The organism is Flavobacterium sangjuense, assembly GCF_004797125.1.
Lineage (GTDB): Bacteria > Bacteroidota > Bacteroidia > Flavobacteriales > Flavobacteriaceae > Flavobacterium > Flavobacterium sangjuense.
In genome coordinates, this window is sequence record NZ_CP038810.1 from 663,105 (window position 1) to 680,374 (window position 17,270).

The following is a 17,270-nucleotide window of genomic DNA, read 5'->3' on the forward strand; positions in this document are numbered from 1 at the left end:
CCAAATTTCAATAACAATGTCAAAAGCTGTCAGAGTTCGTTTTGCTCCAAGTCCAACCGGACCGTTACATATTGGAGGTGTTAGAACTGCCTTATTTAATTACTTATTTGCAAAAAAAAATAATGGTGTTTTTTATCTTAGGATTGAAGATACCGATCAAAACCGTTTCGTTCCAGGAGCGGAACAATATATTTTCGAAGCTCTTGAATGGTTGGGAATTGCACCAAGTGAAACTGTTGGAAAGAACGAAAAATTTGGACCTTACCGTCAATCAGAACGAAAAGAGTTGTACAAACAATATGCTGACAAATTGATAAATTCAGGTTGGGCTTATTATGCATTTGATACTGCGGAAGCATTAGATTTTCACAGAAAACAGCATGAAGAACAAGGAAAAACATTTATCTACAACTGGCACAATCGTGAAAAGCTAGATACATCTTTGGTACTTTCAAAAGAAGAAACCGATAATAGAATAGCAGCTGGCGAAGCTTATGTTGTACGTTTTAAAACACCGGTAAATGAGACTTTGCATTTGCATGACATCATTCGTGGTGATATTAGTTTTGAAACAAATTTGTTAGACGATAAAGTTTTATTCAAATCTGATGGAATGCCGACTTATCATTTGGCTAATATCGTTGATGACCATTTAATGGAAACTTCACATGTAATTCGTGGTGAAGAATGGCTGCCATCAATGCCTTTACACTCATTATTATACAAAGCCTTTAATTGGGAAGCGCCTGAATTCGCACATTTACCATTAATTTTAAAACCAATTGGAAACGGAAAATTATCAAAACGTGATGGCGATAAATTAGGATTTCCGGTATTCCCTTTGGAATGGAAGTCGGAAGAAGGTGTTTCATCCGGTTATAGAGAAAACGGATTTTTTCCTGAAGCTGTGATTAACTTTTTAGCGTTGTTGGGCTGGAATGACGGTACCGATCAAGAGTTATTTTCGTTAGAAGAATTAGTAGAAAAGTTTGATTTAAACCGAGTTCATAAAGCCGGAGCTAAATTCGACCCGGACAAAAACAAATGGTTCAATCACCAATATTTGCAAAAGCAAAGTGATGAAAGTTTGGCGAAAGCCTATGCTCCTTTGCTTACCGAAAAAGGAATTACTGTAGAAAATGGCAAATTAGTTAGGATAGTTTCTTTAATAAAAGAGCGTGCAAACTTTGTTTCAGAGTTCTGGGAAATGAGTAATTTCTTTTTTGAAGCTCCAACATCTTATGATGAAAAAGCAGCCAAAAACTGGAAAGAAGATACGCCAAGAACTATGCAGGAATTAATTTCTGTGTTAGAAAATATCAGTGATTTTACTTCTGTAAATATCGAAACTGTTGTCAAAGACTGGATGACACAAAACGAAATCGGAATGGGAAAAGTAATGCAGCCGTTTCGCTTGAGTTTGGTTGGCGCCTTAAAAGGACCACATCTATTTGACATTGTTGAATTAATCGGAAAAGAAGAAACCATCAAACGATTACAAAAAGCAATCGTAAGTTTATAAAAAAGAAAAGTCCCGATTAATCGGGACTTTTTTATTAGAAATAGAAAATAATATTCCCATTGATAACAGAAGCATGACCGCTATAACCGGCATCATTTTTTCCAAGTATATTATTTATTCCGTATTGATACGAAACATTCAGTCTCACATTTCTAACTCCGGCTGTAACACCAACAAGTGGATAAAAACTAACATGGCTGATATTGGTCATATCCTTTGCGGTAGTCTCTTCATCGCCTATAATCAGGTTGTCTTCTTCTGTTTTTTCTACCTGTAATTTTCCATTGATTTGAACCATTGGGCCAAATTCAAAACTCAAATGGTTTTCAATAAGTTTATAACTCAACTGAAAAGTTATGTTGGCACAAGGCAATTTAAAATTGGTTTCTCTATCTTGAAGCGTTTGGTTTAAAGTTGCCACTTTGAAATTGTATTCGCTAAACTGAATTCCATATAGCGCATCCCAATCGTTATAGAAATTTCCCCGCATCGAAAGCCCAACATTCCAACCTGTTCCTGGCTTTGCTTCAAAATCTGAAGTGCTTACACTAAATTGATTTAATCCTAAAGTAACTCCAATCATATTGGAATCTCTTCGTCCGTATTGTGCAAATCCTATTGTTGATATCAACAATAAAAGGATTGTCATTTTTTTATTCATGAATTCGTAACTTTTAATTTGTAACAAACATACATTTTTTTCGTACAACAACTTTACTAACTTAAATATTTAAAAATTATGCCAATTATCGCTATTATTATTTTTCTTGGTGTTATCATTTTGTTCTCTTCATTTTTTACGGTAAAACAACAGACTGCCGTTGTTGTTGAACGATTCGGTAAGTTCTTAAGTATCCGAAATTCCGGTTTACAGCTTAAGATTCCAATCATTGATCGTATTGCCGGTCGTGTGAATTTAAGAATTCAACAATTGGACGTTATCATCGAAACACAAACCAAAGACAATGTGTTTATCAAAATGAAAGTCTCTGTTCAGTTTAAAGTAATTCAGGAACACGTTTACGAAGCTTTTTATAAATTGGAATATCCACATGATCAAATCACCGCTTATGTTTTTGACGTAGTTCGTGCTGAAGTTCCAAAGTTAATTTTGGATGATGTTTTCGTTAGAAAAGATGACATCGCAATTGCCGTTAAACGTGAATTAAACGAAGCCATGACAACCTATGGTTACGATATTATCAATACTTTGGTAACCGATATTGACCCTGATATTCAAGTGAAAAATGCAATGAACAGAATCAACGCTGCCGAAAGGGAAAAAACAGCAGCCATGTTCGAATCGGATGCACAACGAATCAGAATTGTTGCCAAAGCAAAAGCGGAAGCAGAAAGCAAAAAATTGCAAGGACAAGGTATTGCGGATCAGCGTAGAGAAATTGCAAAAGGGTTGGTAGAAAGTGTTGATGTTTTAAACAAAGTTGGTATCAATTCACAAGAAGCTTCAGCTTTGATTGTAATTACACAACATTATGACACGCTTCAGGCAATTGGTGCTGATACTAATTCGAACTTGATTTTATTACCAAATTCACCACAAGCCGCAAGTGACATGTTGAACAATATGGTAACTAGTTTTACGGCTTCGAGCATTATGGGAGAACAGATGAAAAATCAACCTAAAAGAGTTAAGAAAACAGGAAATCATTCTTCGTTAGATTATAATCCATCTGATACTTCTAACCCCGAAGAACCGGCAAAATAATCGAATCAGAAAACAATAAAAAAGAGGCTTAATCGCCTCTTTTTCTGTTTATATACCAATTGATTGCATACGGAATAGCAATCTTTAAAATCGTTCCAAGCGAACCTGAAAATATCTTTTTATACAAATCGTTTACAAACAAAACCGGTTTTGAAGGAAGGAAACTTTCTTTTGTCTTGTCAATACTCAACAGCATTTTTTTATAATGAATTTCTTTTTCCAGTTTCAGAATTTCTAAATCGTGATTGATTTCGGCGTAAGAGGAATATTTTTTAGTTTCCATAATTAATCTTCGTTAAAAAATATTTCTGAGAATTTTTCCAAAATTGGTCCTTCCACTATTTTGTCTTTCACCAAAAATAAAAGAAATGCCAACACCAAATAAATTCCGGCTACAATCAAAAAACCAAGCGGATAACTACCGAATAAATTACCCAAAGCCAAAGCTCCGGCAACCGATATAAAAAGTAAAACTATGACAAGGCAAATAGCTATAAGGAAAAATTTGAGCGCCAAAGTCGTTGATTTCATCGCAACTTTAAAACCCCATAGTTTATAATAAGCTATGCTGGTTTCTATATACGCTTTGGCATTCTCCTGAATGTCTTCAACGTTTTCTTTTATTTCTTCTAATGCCATTATTTCTGAAGTTTGGCGTTTTGTTTTTTAAGCTCGGCTAATTTCTCTTCCAAAAAGGTAATTGCTTCTTCGGCTTTATAACTCGAATTAGAAAGTAAATCTTCAACCGTTTCTTTTAACTCATCTTTTGTTTTTGAAAATTTCTCTTTGGTTTCGTCTTTTAAATCATCCAAGCCTTCTTTTATTTTTTCTCTGGTTTTTGAACCTTTATCCGGAGCAAATAAAATTCCGATTGCAGCTCCAATTGCCGCACCTGCTAAAAGTGCTAAAAGTCCATTTCCGTTTTTAGTTGACATGATTTCTAAAATTTAATTTGAATAAAATTACAAAATTTATATCGCACAGACGTTAAATTGTGGTTAAACAGTCAAAACTTCATTTAAAGCGAAATAATGAAAGTTCTCAACAGTAATAGTGATTTGGGCTTTCTGATTTCTAAAAATGTCATAAAATCAATTTATGAAAGCCGATTTTAATTGCTAAAAGTTATATGGTTTTTAATTATTATAAATTTTATAAATAATAAAAAAGCCCATCTCGTTTTATGACGAGATGAGCTTCCCATTTGTAAAATCTATTTTGAAATTATTCTTTACTTTCCACTTTTGCCCAAGTATCTCTTAAGCCAACCGTTTTATTAAAAACCAATTTTTCGGAAGAAGAATCTTTATCAACACAATAATATCCCAAACGTTGAAATTGGAATCGCTCTCCATTTTTGACTGTAGCCAAACTTGGCTCTAAATATCCTGTAATTACTTCAAGTGAATTTGGGTTTATGTATTCTTTGAAATCTACATCTTTATCACCATCCGGATTTTCATGCGTAAAAAGACGGTCATAAATACGAACTTCCGCTTCAATCGCGTGATTGATAGAAACCCAGTGAATCGTTCCTTTTACTTTTCGTTGAGAAGCTTCTGTTCCGCTTCCGCTGCGTGAATCTTCATCGTAAGTACAATGAATTTCGGTTATATTTCCGGCAGCATCTTTTATAACGCTTTCGCCTTTAATGATGTAGGCATTTTTCAAACGAACCTCTGTTCCTAATGTCAATCGGAAAAACTTCTTGTTTGCTTCTTCCTGAAAATCTTCTCTTTCGATATATAATTCTCTTGAAAAAGGAACTTTTCTAAAACCTAAGCTTTCGTCTTCCTGACTGTTTTCGGCATCTAAAATTTCTTCTTTTCCTTCGGGATAATTGGTAATAACCAACTTAACCGGATTTAAAACAGCCATTACCCTTGGTGCTGTTTTATTCAAAATATCCCGTACACAAAATTCCAAAAGTGAAACATCAATCAGATTCTCACGTTTTGCAATCCCAATTGTATTGGCAAAATTTCGAATCGCCATTGGCGGATAACCGCGTCTTCTCATTCCTGAAATTGTACTCATTCTCGGATCATCCCAAGCCTTAACATGCTTTTCTTCTACTAATTGCAACAGCTTTCTTTTAGAAACTACTGTATGCGACAAATTTCTACGGGCAAACTCTCTTTGCTTCGGACGCACTTTAGTATCATCATAAACCTGGTCTAAAAACCAATCGTATAACTCACGGTGAGGCAAAAATTCAAGCGTACAAAATGAATGTGAAATTTGTTCCAAGTAATCACTTTCGCCATGCGCCCAGTCATACATTGGATAAATACACCAATCATTTCCGGTTCTGTGATGATGTGCGTGCAGAATTCGGTACATAATTGGGTCACGCATCAACATATTGTTGGCGCCCATACTTATTTTGGCACGAAGAATATGCGTTCCGTTTGGAAATTCTCCGTTTTTCATTCGTGTAAACAAATCTAAATTCTCTTCAACCGAACGATCTCTATAAGGCGAATTTGTTCCGGGAGTTGTTGGTGTTCCTTTTTGGATTGCCATGTCTTCAGAAGACTGACTGTCAACATAGGCTTTTCCTTTCTTAATAAACTCAATTGCCCAATCGTATAATTGCTGAAAATAATCAGAAGCATAACATTCGTTACTCCATTCGTAGCCAAGCCATTCGATATCCTTTTTGATAGCATCTACATATTCCTGCTCTTCTTTCGCCGGATTTGTATCATCAAAGCGCAGGTTAACTGGCGCCTGATAATCAATTCCTAAACCAAAGTTTAAACAAATCGCACTGGCATGACCAACGTGTAAATAACCGTTTGGCTCAGGCGGAAAACGAAAACGCAATTTGTCGTTGGACAAACCTTTTTTCAAATCCTCTTCGATAATTTGTTCAATGAAATTGAGGGACTTCTCTTCTGTTGACATTATTTTTGTAATTTTAGCAAAGATAAATAAATGTTTGGTTATTCGTTTATCTGGTTATTTGATAAAGCTTTAATACTTTTTAAATTATTCAAAATCGAATCACCGAATTACCAAATCACCAAATTAACATTAAATGGGAACCATAAAACTTCAAAATATAAGAACTTTTTCCTTTCACGGCTGCTTAGAAGAAGAAGGCAGAATTGGTTCGGATTATCGTGTGGATTTGGAAATCAAAACCGATTTGAGGAAATCTTCTGTTTCTGATGAGCTCAAAGACACCGTTGATTATGTGCTTTTAAACAAAATTGTTGTAGAAGAAATGGCCATTCGTTCCAAATTATTAGAGCATGTGGCACACCGGATTATAACCAGAGTCTTTAAAGAAATTCCGGCTGTATCCCGAATTCTTTTAGCGGTTTCAAAACTCAATCCTCCTATTGGTGGTGATGTTGAAGCGGTTACTATTGAAATGGAAGAATATAGAAGTTAAAAATAATTGCGAATTGCGAATTTCAAATTACGAAAAGAAAACTTTTTAGCTTTTGCCTTTTGCCTTTTAACTTTTTTAGTATATTTGCCGACCAACGGCATCTTGGCCGAGCGGCTAGGCACCGGTCTGCAAAACCGTCTACTCCGGTTCGAATCCGGAAGATGCCTCAAAAGAGTTACTAGAAATAGTAGCTCTTTTTTTATGGAATAATTTCTCAAAAGAATAAGAAGAGAACTAGTAAATTTCTATAACCAATGGAGCGGCTCCATCACAAATTATCCCATTGAATTTGGAATTTTTCCAGTTCCGTTTTATGTCGAAAAAGGTTATTTTATCACCTCTTGAGGCGGTTCTTAAAATCTTCTGGTACATATGTTCATCAATCTTTCCTCCTTTTATCTGCTCAGCCTGAACCCCTGGAATTTTGATACTGAAACTAATAGCCTTATCCGAAACTGTTTGATTTTGGAGATTAATGTAGTAACCAATCACCATATTTTTGAACTGCTCTTTCTTCATTTTCACAATCCCTTTTTGCACTATTCCATTGATTGTTACATAGCAACCTTCTTTAGTCTGCTGTTTTTCAGATTGGTCATTCTGTCCATAAAATGAAAGTGAAAAAAATAACGAAAATAACAATAGTAATCTTTTCATGATAATGATTTTACTGTTTATGCTCCAGTTCTTCAAAAGCTTTATTTACGATTTTTTGCTCTTTTGGAAACCAGCCTTGACTAAGTAGAAATAAACCCGAAACAATCAAAACAATGCTGATGAACTTCTTAATTAAAAGTATGTTTTTTTGATTGAGTTGGTTACGTAATTGTTTGGCTAAAAGTATTTTGAAAATATCGGTTACAAAATAAGTAACAATTAATGTGGAGAAAAAAGTCAGCATTCTGGAGGTTTTTAATTCCAGTTGCGGACCAATAGTTATAAGAATTGCTAACCAAAATCCGAGTACGCCAATATTGATAAAATTGAGGAAAAAACCTTTGATGAACAAAGAAAGATAATTGGTTTTAGCCAACTCTTTTGGGTCAATTTCGTCAATCTTAATTTTTTTGGATTCTTTTTGGTTATTCACAAAAGAAATAATGCCATATGTCAACATTACTAATCCACCAAAAATAAACAAAGCCGGATCATCTTTAATACTCTGGATTAATCGATAACTACTAAAAAAAGCAATGGTAATAAAGACAATATCCGCTAAAACCACACCTGCATCAAAAACAATTGCGGCTCTAAATCCTTTAACAACGCTGGTTTCGAGTAATACAAAGAATACTGGTCCAATCATAAAACTTAGAAAGAAACCAAGCGGAATGGCAGATAAAATATCTTGAAGTAAAATCATTGTTAAAATTTTGACACTGCAATTTAGAATTTAAAATCCAAAAAGGAAAATCGAAGATTCACGAATTCAAAAAAAATATTGCGCGTGAGTAAATTAAATCTACTTTGCCTGTTCAATTGTTCCGCCGGCTACAATCTTTTTGGTGATTTGTTTTGGCTTCCCAAAAATAGTAATCTCGCCACCGGCTCTAACTTTAGCATCAACAATATTTGTTGCAAAAACAGCTGCTTCACCACCGGCATTGCATGCAACAGTAGTTATTTGTGATTCTAATTTTTCAGCTTCATAAATTCCACCCGAATTAACCAAAACATCCTGAATATCAGCGTTTCCTTCCAATGAAACCTTTGAGCCATTTGCTGTTCTGACATTCAATTTTTCAACATCTAAAATCAACTTTACTTCAGAACCTTCTTTAGCAATTACATCAAATACAACCGAATTAATTTTATCGCCACAAGCAATTCTGGAACCTTCATTAGCTTCGACTCGAGTTATTTTTTTATAATAAACCGTTACCGAAATGTTATCACCTTCCAATAACTTAGTCAATGGCATTCTAATTTTTAATTCCCCATTTTTATTGACTAATTCTACTTCATCAGCTTCTTTTCCATCGAGCTGCACTTTGTTTTCATCACTTTGAACAAGAAAAACATCAATGCGGTCAAAGGAAGTTACTTTATTAAAATCTCCCGCGTTTTTTGTTTCCTGAGCAAAAGCAACTGTACTGATTAACAATAAACTAAAAACTATTTTTTTCATACTTATTCATTTCTTCTAATAAAATGGAAATCCAATTGTTTCTTAACTAAATCGGCATTTTTTACTTTCACAAAAACCTCGTCACCAAGTTGTAAAATACTCTGCGTTGCCTGACCAACCAAAGCGTATTGCTTTTCGTCAAACGTATAATAATCTTCTTTTATTTCACGTATTCGAACCATGCCTTCGCATTTATTTTCGATGATTTCAACATAAATTCCCCATTCGGTAACTCCGGAAATCACGCCAAGAAACTCCTGATCCTGATGATCCTGCATGTATTTTACCTGCATGTATTTCACCGAATCTCTTTCGGCTTGTGCTGCCAAACCTTCCATATCGCTCGAATGCGCACATTTTTCTTCGTAATCATCCTGATTTACACTTTTTCCTCCATCTAAATAATATTGCAATAATCGGTGTGCCATCACATCAGGATATCTTCGAATTGGCGAAGTAAAATGACTGTAATAATCAAACGCCAAACCATAATGCCCAATATTTTCTGTGGAATATTTGGCTTTGCTCATACTTCGAATCGTCAACGTATCTACCAAATTCTGCTCTTTTTTTCCATTGACATCATTCAATAATTTATTCAATGATTTTGAAATATCTTGTTTGGATTTCATGTTTATCGCATAACCAAACTTAGAAATAACCGTTTGCAGATTGATTAATTTGTCTTCGTTTGGTTCATCGTGAATTCGATAAATGAATGTTTTCTTTTGTTTCCCAATGAATTCCGCTACTTTTCTATTGGCTAACAACATGAATTCTTCAATCAGATGATTAGCATCTTTTGATATTTTGAAGAAAACACCAACTGGTTCTGATTCTGCATTCAAATTGAATTTTACTTCAACTTTATCAAACGAAATCGCGCCATCAGCCATTCTTTTTCTACGTAGAATTTTAGCTAATTCATCTTGTTTTAAAGTCGCTGCTACAATTTCTGCCGGAACTTTATATTCTTTTCCGGTCAAAGAAATTTCCGCCGGAATTATATCCGATTTTGTTTCAATAATACTTTGTGCTTCTTCATAAGCAAAACGCTGGTCGGAATAAATTATTGTTCTTCCAAACCAGGAATCTAAAACTTCGGCTTTAGCATTCAATTGAAAAATCGCTGAGAACGTATATTTTTCTTCATGCGGACGAAGTGAACACGCAAAATTTGATAACACTTCAGGCAACATTGGTACAACTCTGTCAACCAAATAAACCGAAGTTGCTCGTTTGTATGCTTCATCATCTAAGATTGTTCCTTCCTTTAGATAATGCGAAACATCAGCAATATGAACACCAATTTCATAGTTTCCGTTTTCTAAGACCTGAAAAGATAAAGCATCATCAAAATCTTTTGCATCTTTTGGATCAATCGTAAACGTCAATACTTTTCGCATATCGCGACGTTTATCAATTTCATTTTGCGTTATCGAAGTGTCTAATTTATTTGCATAAGCTTCTACTTCAATAGGGAAATCATAAGGCAATCCATATTCAGCTAAAATGGCGTGAATTTCAGTATTGTGTTCGCCTGGTTTTCCAAGCACTTTTATCACTGAACCAAAAGGCGAATCTGCTTTTACAGGCCAATCTTCTAATTTTACTAAAACCACATCACCATGTTCGGCATCGGCTAATTTATTTTTTGGAATAAAAATATCCGTGTACATTTTGGCATTCGCTGTAGTTACAAATCCGAAATTCTTCTGAATATCAACTACACCAACAAATTCCGTTTTGTGTCTTTCGATGATTTCAATTACTTCTGCTTCTGGCTTTCTGGAGCTTCTTCGGTTATAAACATAAGCTTTTACTTTGTCGCCATCTAAAGCATGATTCAGATTTATAAACGGAATAAAGACATCGTTTTCTAATTCATCGCAAACAAAATATCCGGTTTTTCTGGAAGTCATATCCACAACGCCTTCATAATATTGCTGGCTTGAAGCTTTAACTAAATACTTTCCGGGTTCCGATTCAATAATCAGTTTTTGAGCGGCCAGGATTTTTAAATCTTTTATAATTTCGTTCCTGCTTTTGGTATCATCCAATTCTAAAATAGCAGCGATCTGTTTGTAGTTAAAAGGTTTATTTGCGTTTTTTGAAAGTATCTTAAATATCTTTTCGGAAAAGGTCTTTTCATTTTTTCCGAACTTTTTGTGTTTCTTACTCATTGTATCTTTTTCAATTAATGCTGAAAATTACGAAGAAGTATTAAGATATTAGAATTAAGTATTAAGATTTATCTAAAAAATAACTTTTATCTTTTAAAAGAAGAATGTTATCAACACTTATTAAAAACAACAAAAAGAAAAGATTTAAAAATTTAAATTTATGATGGTTATTATAGCATGTTGATTTGTACAATAACTTTATTTTTTAAAATTAGATTTTGTAGTTATCCTTTTTTATACCGATTTATCAACATAGTTTTTAGAAATTAAATCGCTCATTTTAAACCTTTTTTAAGATTTAGTTAACAGTTGTTCACAACTAAAAAAAGACACTTTTTGTAGATAACTTTAATTGGTATTTTCTGTTCAAAAAGTATCTTTTTGTATTGATAACTTTTCCAAAAATTTCGCAAACTAAATTTGTTTTTTCCAGTTGGGTTTTTGATTACAATTTTTAACCGCACAACCAAAAAAAACTTCTAAAATTCTATCCAAAGTTGTTAACAATTTGTGTTAATTTAAGGTTAACTGATTATCAATGAATTGCGAAATCCTATCAACAATGTGCAATTTTAACATTTATGTTGCATATTTTTTAATGATTTTTAAATAGTTATAAAAAATACTCAAACACAGAAAATGTTTATCTTTTAAAAATCAAACACTTACAATAAACTAAAATACAAGCAATACTTTCCGTAAATTTGCGATACTAATTACATACACAACATCATGAAAATATCAATTGGAAACGATCACGCAGGTCCGGATTACAAGAAAGCAATTGTTGACTTTTTAAAACAAAAAGGATACGAAATATTAAACCATGGAACCGATACTTTTGACAGTGTTGATTATCCCGATTTTGGTCATCCTGTTGCAATAGATGTAGAAACGGGAAAGGCAGATTTTGGTGTGGTGATTTGTGGTTCCGGAAACGGAATTAATATGACAGTGAATAAGCATCAAGGTATTCGTTCCGCATTATGCTGGACAAAAGAAATTGCAGCTTTAGCACGCCAACATAACGATGCCAATATTATCAGTATTCCGGCTAGATTTACTTCAATACAACAAGCAGTTGAAATGGTTGACACTTTTTTAAACACTAATTTTGAAGGAGGAAGACACGCAAACAGAGTGAATAAAATCGCCTGTCAATAGAAATGGAACACAATCACGTTCACATCCACAAACACGAAGTCAAAGGAAAGAATTTGGTTTATTCCATTTTGCTCAACTTATTGATTACTGTTGCTCAGATTGTGGGTGGAATTATTTCGGGAAGTTTGGCTCTAATTTCGGATGCGCTTCATAATTTTTCAGATGTTTTGTCATTGATTTTTAGCTTATTAGCACATAAATTATCACGAAGAAAAGCGTCAATTGACCATACTTTCGGATACAAAAGAGCCGAACTTATAGCTGCTTTTATTAATGCAATAACATTAATTGTTGTAGCGTTGTTTTTAGTTTATGAAGCAGCAACAAGGTTATTTCATCCCGAACCAATTAAGTCTGGTTTGGTTATTTGGTTAGCGCTTTTAGGAATTATTGTCAACGGCGGTTCGGTTTTATTACTCAAAAAAGATTCAGAGCATAATCTAAATATGAAATCGGCTTATTTGCACTTATTGACCGATATGCTGGCTTCGGTTGCGGTTTTAGTTGGCGGTTTATTAATGAAATTTTATGGTTGGTTTTGGGTTGATAGCGTGATGACCTTATTGATCGCATTGTATCTGATTTATGTAAGTTACGATTTGATAAAATCAGCAACCAAAATGCTAATGCTTTTCACGCCCGATTTTATCGATATAAAAGAAGTAGTTCGTGAAGTGCATAAAATCAAAGGCGTTAATAAACTGCATCACATCCATGTTTGGCATTTGAATGATGAAGAATTGCATCTTGAAGCACATCTCGATTGTTCGAATGATATTAAGATGAGCGAATTCAATGTTTTATTAGAGCAGGTTGAAATCGTTTTGTTCGAAAAATTCAACATCAATCACATTAATATCCAACCCGAATTTAAAAAAGAAGATCCAAAAGATTTTATCGTTCAGGACTAATTTTATGACAAAGCTTGACATCAATATCATCCAAAAATTATTTCAAAAAAGATTGCCGGATTCACACAAAGGCAGTCATGGACATGCTTTGATAATAGCCGGAAGCAAATCTAAAATGGGCGCAGCAATTATTTGTGCCAAAGCTTGCCTAAGAACCGGAGCCGGTTTGGTTACTTTAAATATTCCAAAGAAAGAACGACTTGCTGTTTTTACAGCAATTCCCGAAGCTATGATTGAATTTAGAGAAGATAAAAATAATTTTGGAAAATATAATGCGGTATCGATTGGTCCGGGAATCGGAACGGATAAATCAGCAGAAAACATTCTGAAATTATTAATATCAAATATCAAATCACCTATAGTTTTTGATGCCGATGCGTTGAATATTTCAGCAAAAAATTACGATTTAGTATATAGACTTCCGGAAAATTCCATCATAACGCCTCATATAAAAGAGTTTGATAGATTATTTGGAAACCACGATTCTGAAACCGAAAGAAGACAAACCGCTACCACAAAAGCAAAAGAATTACAGCTGATTATTGTTCTAAAAGGATACAAGACTTTTATCACCGACGGAGAAAAAAGTTTTGAAAATTCTACAGGAAATTCAGGTTTGGCTAAAGGCGGTTCAGGCGATGCATTAACCGGAATCATTACCGCTTTTTTGGCACAAGGATACGAACCTTTACAGGCAGCAATTTTGGGAGTTTATCTCCACGGATTGGCTGCAGACATTACATTAGAAACGCAAAGCACAGAAAGCATGCTTATCACAGATGTGATTGAAAACCTTGGAAAAGCTTTCAAAAAAATTCAAAACTAAATATGACCAGCATACAATTTATTCAAAGTCAAGTTACAGCTTCGCCAAAAAGCATTGAAGCAACTTTAAAATTACTTTCCGAAGATTGCACCATACCGTTTATTTCGCGTTACCGAAAAGACCAAACCGGAAACTTGGACGAAGTTGTTATTGAAGCGATTGCCAAACTTTCGAAACAGTACGATGAAATCGTAAAACGAAAAGAATCTATTCTAAAAACCATTGATGAACAAGGTCAGCTTTCACCTGAATTGGCCAAAAAAATCAAAGAAAGTTTCGATTTACAGGAAATAGAAGATTTGTATTTGCCTTATAAAAAGAAGAAAAAAACCCGAGCCGATGTCGCCCGCGAAAACGGATTGGAACCTTTGGCAAAAATCATCTTTAGTCAAAGAAATGAAGATGTTGATTTTATTTCGACTCAATATCTTAATGACAAAGTCAAAAATGAAGACGAAGCATTGCAAGGTGCGCGCGATATTATTGCCGAATGGATTAATGAAAATATTTACATCCGAAAAAATCTTCGTCGTTTGTTTCAACGAAAAGCAATTGTAGAAACTAAAGTTGTAAAGAAAAAGGAAAATGAAGATGATGCACAGAAATTCAAACAATATTTTGACTGGGCAGAGCCGATTTCCAAAGCGCCATCACATAGATTATTGGCGATGCTTCGGGCAGAATCAGAAGGTTTCGTAAAATTAAATGTTGATTTCGAAACAGATGAAGCACTGGATTTTATCGAAAACGAAATCATAAAAGCCAACAACGATACAACAGCACATATCGAATTAGCGATAAAAGACAGTTACAAACGTTTGCTCGAACCGGCAATTTCAAACGAAACATTGCAAGACGCCAAAGCCAAAGCCGACACCAAAGCGATTGATGTTTTTGCCGGGAATTTGAGTCAGCTTTTGTTAGCGCCGCCTTTGGGTGAAAAGCGAATTCTCGCAATTGATCCCGGATTTCGTTCAGGTTGCAAAGTCGTTTGTCTGGATGAAAAAGGCGATTTGTTATACAACGAAACCATTTATCCGCATCAGCCACAAAATGAAAGTGCGATGGCGATGAAGAAAATCCGTTCGATGGTCAATGCCTATAACATTGAAGCGATTTCCATCGGAAACGGAACGGCAAGCCGCGAAACAGAATTTTTCATTAAGAAAATAGCTTTCGATAAACCGGTTCAGGTTTTTGTTGTTTCAGAAGCTGGTGCTTCGGTGTATTCTGCTTCCAAAATTGCGCGTGATGAATTTCCGAAATATGATGTCACCGTTCGTGGTTCGGTTTCTATCGGAAGAAGACTTTCAGATCCATTGGCGGAATTGGTAAAAATTGATCCAAAATCAATTGGCGTTGGGCAATACCAACACGATGTTGACCAAACGAAATTAAAAGAAGAATTAGACACTGTTGTCGTGCGTTGTGTGAATTCAGTAGGGATAAATATCAACACAGCAAGTAAATCGCTGTTGAGTTATGTTTCCGGAATTGGAGAAAAAATGGCTGAAAATATAGTCGCATTTCGTTCCGAAAATGGTCCGTTTGAAGACAGAAAGCAAATCAAAAAAGTGCCGCGTTTAGGCGACAAAGCTTATCAACAAGCGGCTGCTTTTGTTCGAATCCACAATGGTAAAAATCCGTTGGATAATTCGGCCGTGCATCCTGAAGCGTATCCAATTGTGGAAAAAATGGCAAAGGATTTGGGTTTAAAAACCAATGATTTGATTGCCAATAAAGATAAAATCAAACTTATAAAACTTGAAAATTACATAACTCCTGAAATCGGAATTCTGAGCTTAAAAGATATTGTAAAAGAGCTTGAAAAACCTGGACTTGACCCAAGAAAAGCGGCAAAAGTTTTCGAATTTGACCCAACAGTAACAACCATAAAAAATGTCAGAACCGGAATGATTTTACCCGGAATTGTCAATAATATTACAGCATTCGGCTGCTTTGTTGATATCGGAATAAAAGAAAGCGGATTGGTTCACATTTCGCAACTCAAAGCAGGTTTTGTTTCGGATGTGAATGAAGTGGTAAAATTACACCAACACGTTCAGGTAAAAGTCGTTGAGGTTGATGAAGAAAGAAAACGAATTCAGTTGACGATGATACTTTAAAAACAAAAATCCCAAACTCAATAAAGAATTTGGGATTTATATTTTGGTAAAGAAAATTATTTTTTAGTCTCTTCTTCTTTTTTAGATGCAGCATTAGCTTCGTCTTCTCCTTTGGCTGCTTTTTTGAATTCATTTATTCCAGAGCCTAACCCTTTCATTAATTCCGGAATTTTTCTACCTCCAAAAAGTAATAAAACAACAACTAGAATAATTAATATTTCAGGCATTCCTATTCTTCCCATGATTTATAATTTTATGCTTTCGCAGATTATATTTTTAAAAACTTGGACAAAGGTAAAAAGAAAATAACATTCTTTTGAATTTCACTATAATAAATATGCGTTAAACATCGTTAGTAGTAAAAAGCCAAAGCCAACTTATTTTCTATATTTGTAAATCATTCAAACAATCATGTCCGAAAAACGGCTCAAACGAAAAATAATCAAGAAAAAACTCTTCACAAAAAACCGCTTGGTTATTTTGAACGAAGACACTTTTGAAGAAATTTTTTCACTACGGTTAACGTTGATGAATGTTTTTGTGGTAGCTACAATTGGCGCCTTGTTAATCATTTTTGTCACCACTTATATCATTGCTTTTACACCGCTTCGCGAATATATTCCGGGTTATGCTTCGACAAAATTGAAAAGAGACGCCACCGAATTGGCACTGAAATCGGATTCCTTAAATCATGCTTTGAAAAAAAATGAAGCCTATATCGCATCGATTAAAAAGGTTTTAACAGGCGATTTAGAATATGCAAAATTCAATAAAGATTCCATTTTGGCTGCTGTTTCAGAACCGGTTTCTGAAGAAGAATTGAAACCTTCCAACGCCGATTTAAAGTTTAGGGAGGAGGTCGAAAGAGAAGATAAATACAATCTTTTTGAAAAGGCAAAGCCAAAAGTTACAGCGGTTTTATTTCCCCCTGTAAAAGGAATGGTAACCGAAAAATTCAATCCAAAAGAAAAACATTACGCAGTGGATATCGCTTTGGCGAAAAACACTCCTATAAAATCAATCATGAGCGGAAGAGTAATCTTTGCCGATTGGACACCAAACACAGGAAACGTTGTAATCATAAGACACAACAACGGATTTATTTCGGTTTACAAACACGCCGCTTCGTTGACAGTTTCGCAAGGTGATGTGGTAAAGACAGGTGAAGTCATCGCTTTAGCTGGTTCAACCGGACAAGAGTCTACCGGAGTTCACCTGCATTTTGAATTATGGAAAGATGGTTATCCAATCGATCCAACTATTTTTATTGAATTTGAATAA

At 34.5% G+C, this 17,270-nt stretch carries 18 protein-coding genes and 1 tRNA gene; 9 read left to right on the forward strand and 10 right to left on the reverse strand.

What is annotated here, in order from left to right; genetic code table 11:
• The first annotated feature begins 16 nt into the window (after positions 1-16).
• Entirely contained in the window at positions 17-1,522 is a 1,506-nt protein-coding gene (gene gltX, locus GS03_RS02885) for a glutamate--tRNA ligase (protein WP_136151069.1), read from the forward strand.
• Between the two features lie 34 nt (positions 1,523-1,556).
• Here the strand turns inward: gltX and GS03_RS02890 are convergent, their stop codons facing one another.
• Positions 1,557-2,171, reverse strand: a complete 615-nt coding sequence (locus GS03_RS02890; RefSeq protein WP_246034154.1) for an outer membrane beta-barrel protein — start codon at positions 2,169-2,171, stop codon at positions 1,557-1,559.
• 90 nt (positions 2,172-2,261) lie between these two features.
• Here GS03_RS02890 and GS03_RS02895 point away from each other — a divergent pair, with 90 nt between their 5' ends.
• Complete coding sequence (locus GS03_RS02895; RefSeq protein WP_136151071.1) at positions 2,262-3,248, forward strand: SPFH domain-containing protein; 987 nt, start codon at positions 2,262-2,264, stop codon at positions 3,246-3,248.
• Between the two features lie 28 nt (positions 3,249-3,276).
• On the opposite strand, the gene GS03_RS02900 is transcribed toward GS03_RS02895, so the two are convergent.
• The 4 genes from GS03_RS02900 to GS03_RS02915 form a co-directional block, all read right to left on the reverse strand.
• The gene (locus tag GS03_RS02900) at positions 3,277-3,531 is read right to left on the reverse strand and encodes a DUF6327 family protein (protein ID WP_136151072.1); all 255 of its coding nucleotides are present in this window, start codon (positions 3,529-3,531) and stop codon (positions 3,277-3,279) included.
• Positions 3,532-3,533: 2 nt separating this feature from the next.
• Positions 3,534-3,887 carry a phage holin family protein gene (locus GS03_RS02905; RefSeq protein ID WP_136151073.1) on the reverse strand — a complete coding sequence of 118 codons (354 nt, stop codon included), beginning with the start codon at positions 3,885-3,887 and terminating at the stop codon, positions 3,534-3,536.
• Complete coding sequence (locus tag GS03_RS02910; protein ID WP_136151074.1) at positions 3,887-4,183, reverse strand: YtxH domain-containing protein; 297 nt, start codon at positions 4,181-4,183, stop codon at positions 3,887-3,889. The genes GS03_RS02905 and GS03_RS02910 overlap by 1 nt, the downstream gene beginning before the upstream one ends.
• A 289-nt stretch (positions 4,184-4,472) precedes the next feature.
• Positions 4,473-6,158 (reverse strand): glutamine--tRNA ligase/YqeY domain fusion protein, encoded by a 1,686-nt coding sequence (locus GS03_RS02915; RefSeq protein WP_136151075.1) that lies wholly within the window; start codon positions 6,156-6,158, stop codon positions 4,473-4,475.
• A 133-nt stretch (positions 6,159-6,291) separates the two neighbouring features.
• Here GS03_RS02915 and folB point away from each other — a divergent pair, with 133 nt between their 5' ends.
• Both folB and GS03_RS02925 read left to right on the forward strand, forming a co-directional pair.
• Positions 6,292-6,651: a dihydroneopterin aldolase gene (folB, locus tag GS03_RS02920; RefSeq protein WP_136151076.1), complete on the forward strand. Its 360-nt coding sequence runs from the start codon at positions 6,292-6,294 to the stop codon at positions 6,649-6,651.
• Between the two features lie 96 nt (positions 6,652-6,747).
• Positions 6,748-6,818 (forward strand) — tRNA-Cys (locus GS03_RS02925).
• A 67-nt stretch (positions 6,819-6,885) separates the two neighbouring features.
• Here GS03_RS02925 and GS03_RS02930 read toward each other — a convergent pair.
• From GS03_RS02930 to rnr, 4 genes are all read right to left on the reverse strand, one after another.
• Entirely contained in the window at positions 6,886-7,308 is a 423-nt protein-coding gene (locus GS03_RS02930; RefSeq protein WP_136151077.1) for a hypothetical protein, read from the reverse strand.
• A 10-nt stretch (positions 7,309-7,318) separates the two neighbouring features.
• Positions 7,319-8,014, reverse strand: a complete 696-nt coding sequence (locus GS03_RS02935; protein WP_136151078.1) for a LysE family translocator — start codon at positions 8,012-8,014, stop codon at positions 7,319-7,321.
• Positions 8,015-8,113: 99 nt separating this feature from the next.
• A complete protein-coding gene (locus GS03_RS02940) occupies positions 8,114-8,779 on the reverse strand; it encodes a head GIN domain-containing protein (protein WP_136151079.1) in 666 nt (221 codons plus the stop codon).
• Between the two features lie 2 nt (positions 8,780-8,781).
• Positions 8,782-10,962 carry a ribonuclease R gene (gene rnr / locus GS03_RS02945; protein WP_136151080.1) on the reverse strand — a complete coding sequence of 727 codons (2,181 nt, stop codon included), beginning with the start codon at positions 10,960-10,962 and terminating at the stop codon, positions 8,782-8,784.
• A 732-nt stretch (positions 10,963-11,694) separates the two neighbouring features.
• Between rnr and rpiB the strand changes: the two genes are divergently transcribed.
• Genes rpiB through GS03_RS02965 form a run of 4 tightly spaced genes read left to right on the forward strand, consistent with a single transcriptional unit; the run spans position 11,695 to position 15,989 of the window.
• Complete coding sequence (gene rpiB, locus GS03_RS02950) at positions 11,695-12,126, forward strand: ribose 5-phosphate isomerase B (protein ID WP_136151081.1); 432 nt, start codon at positions 11,695-11,697, stop codon at positions 12,124-12,126.
• A 2-nt stretch (positions 12,127-12,128) separates the two neighbouring features.
• Positions 12,129-13,037, forward strand: coding sequence for a cation diffusion facilitator family transporter (locus GS03_RS02955; protein WP_136151082.1), 909 nt, complete (start codon positions 12,129-12,131; stop codon positions 13,035-13,037).
• A 4-nt stretch (positions 13,038-13,041) separates the two neighbouring features.
• Positions 13,042-13,863: an NAD(P)H-hydrate dehydratase gene (locus tag GS03_RS02960; RefSeq protein WP_136151083.1), complete on the forward strand. Its 822-nt coding sequence runs from the start codon at positions 13,042-13,044 to the stop codon at positions 13,861-13,863.
• A gap of 2 nt (positions 13,864-13,865) precedes the next feature.
• Complete coding sequence (locus GS03_RS02965) at positions 13,866-15,989, forward strand: Tex family protein (protein WP_136151084.1); 2,124 nt, start codon at positions 13,866-13,868, stop codon at positions 15,987-15,989.
• Positions 15,990-16,045: 56 nt separating this feature from the next.
• Here the strand turns inward: GS03_RS02965 and tatA are convergent, their stop codons facing one another.
• On the reverse strand, positions 16,046-16,231 hold the full coding sequence (tatA, locus tag GS03_RS02970; RefSeq protein ID WP_136151085.1) for a twin-arginine translocase TatA/TatE family subunit: 186 nt from the start codon (positions 16,229-16,231) through the stop codon (positions 16,046-16,048).
• A 169-nt stretch (positions 16,232-16,400) separates the two neighbouring features.
• Between tatA and GS03_RS02975 the strand changes: the two genes are divergently transcribed.
• A complete protein-coding gene (locus tag GS03_RS02975; RefSeq protein WP_136151086.1) occupies positions 16,401-17,270 on the forward strand; it encodes a M23 family metallopeptidase in 870 nt (289 codons plus the stop codon).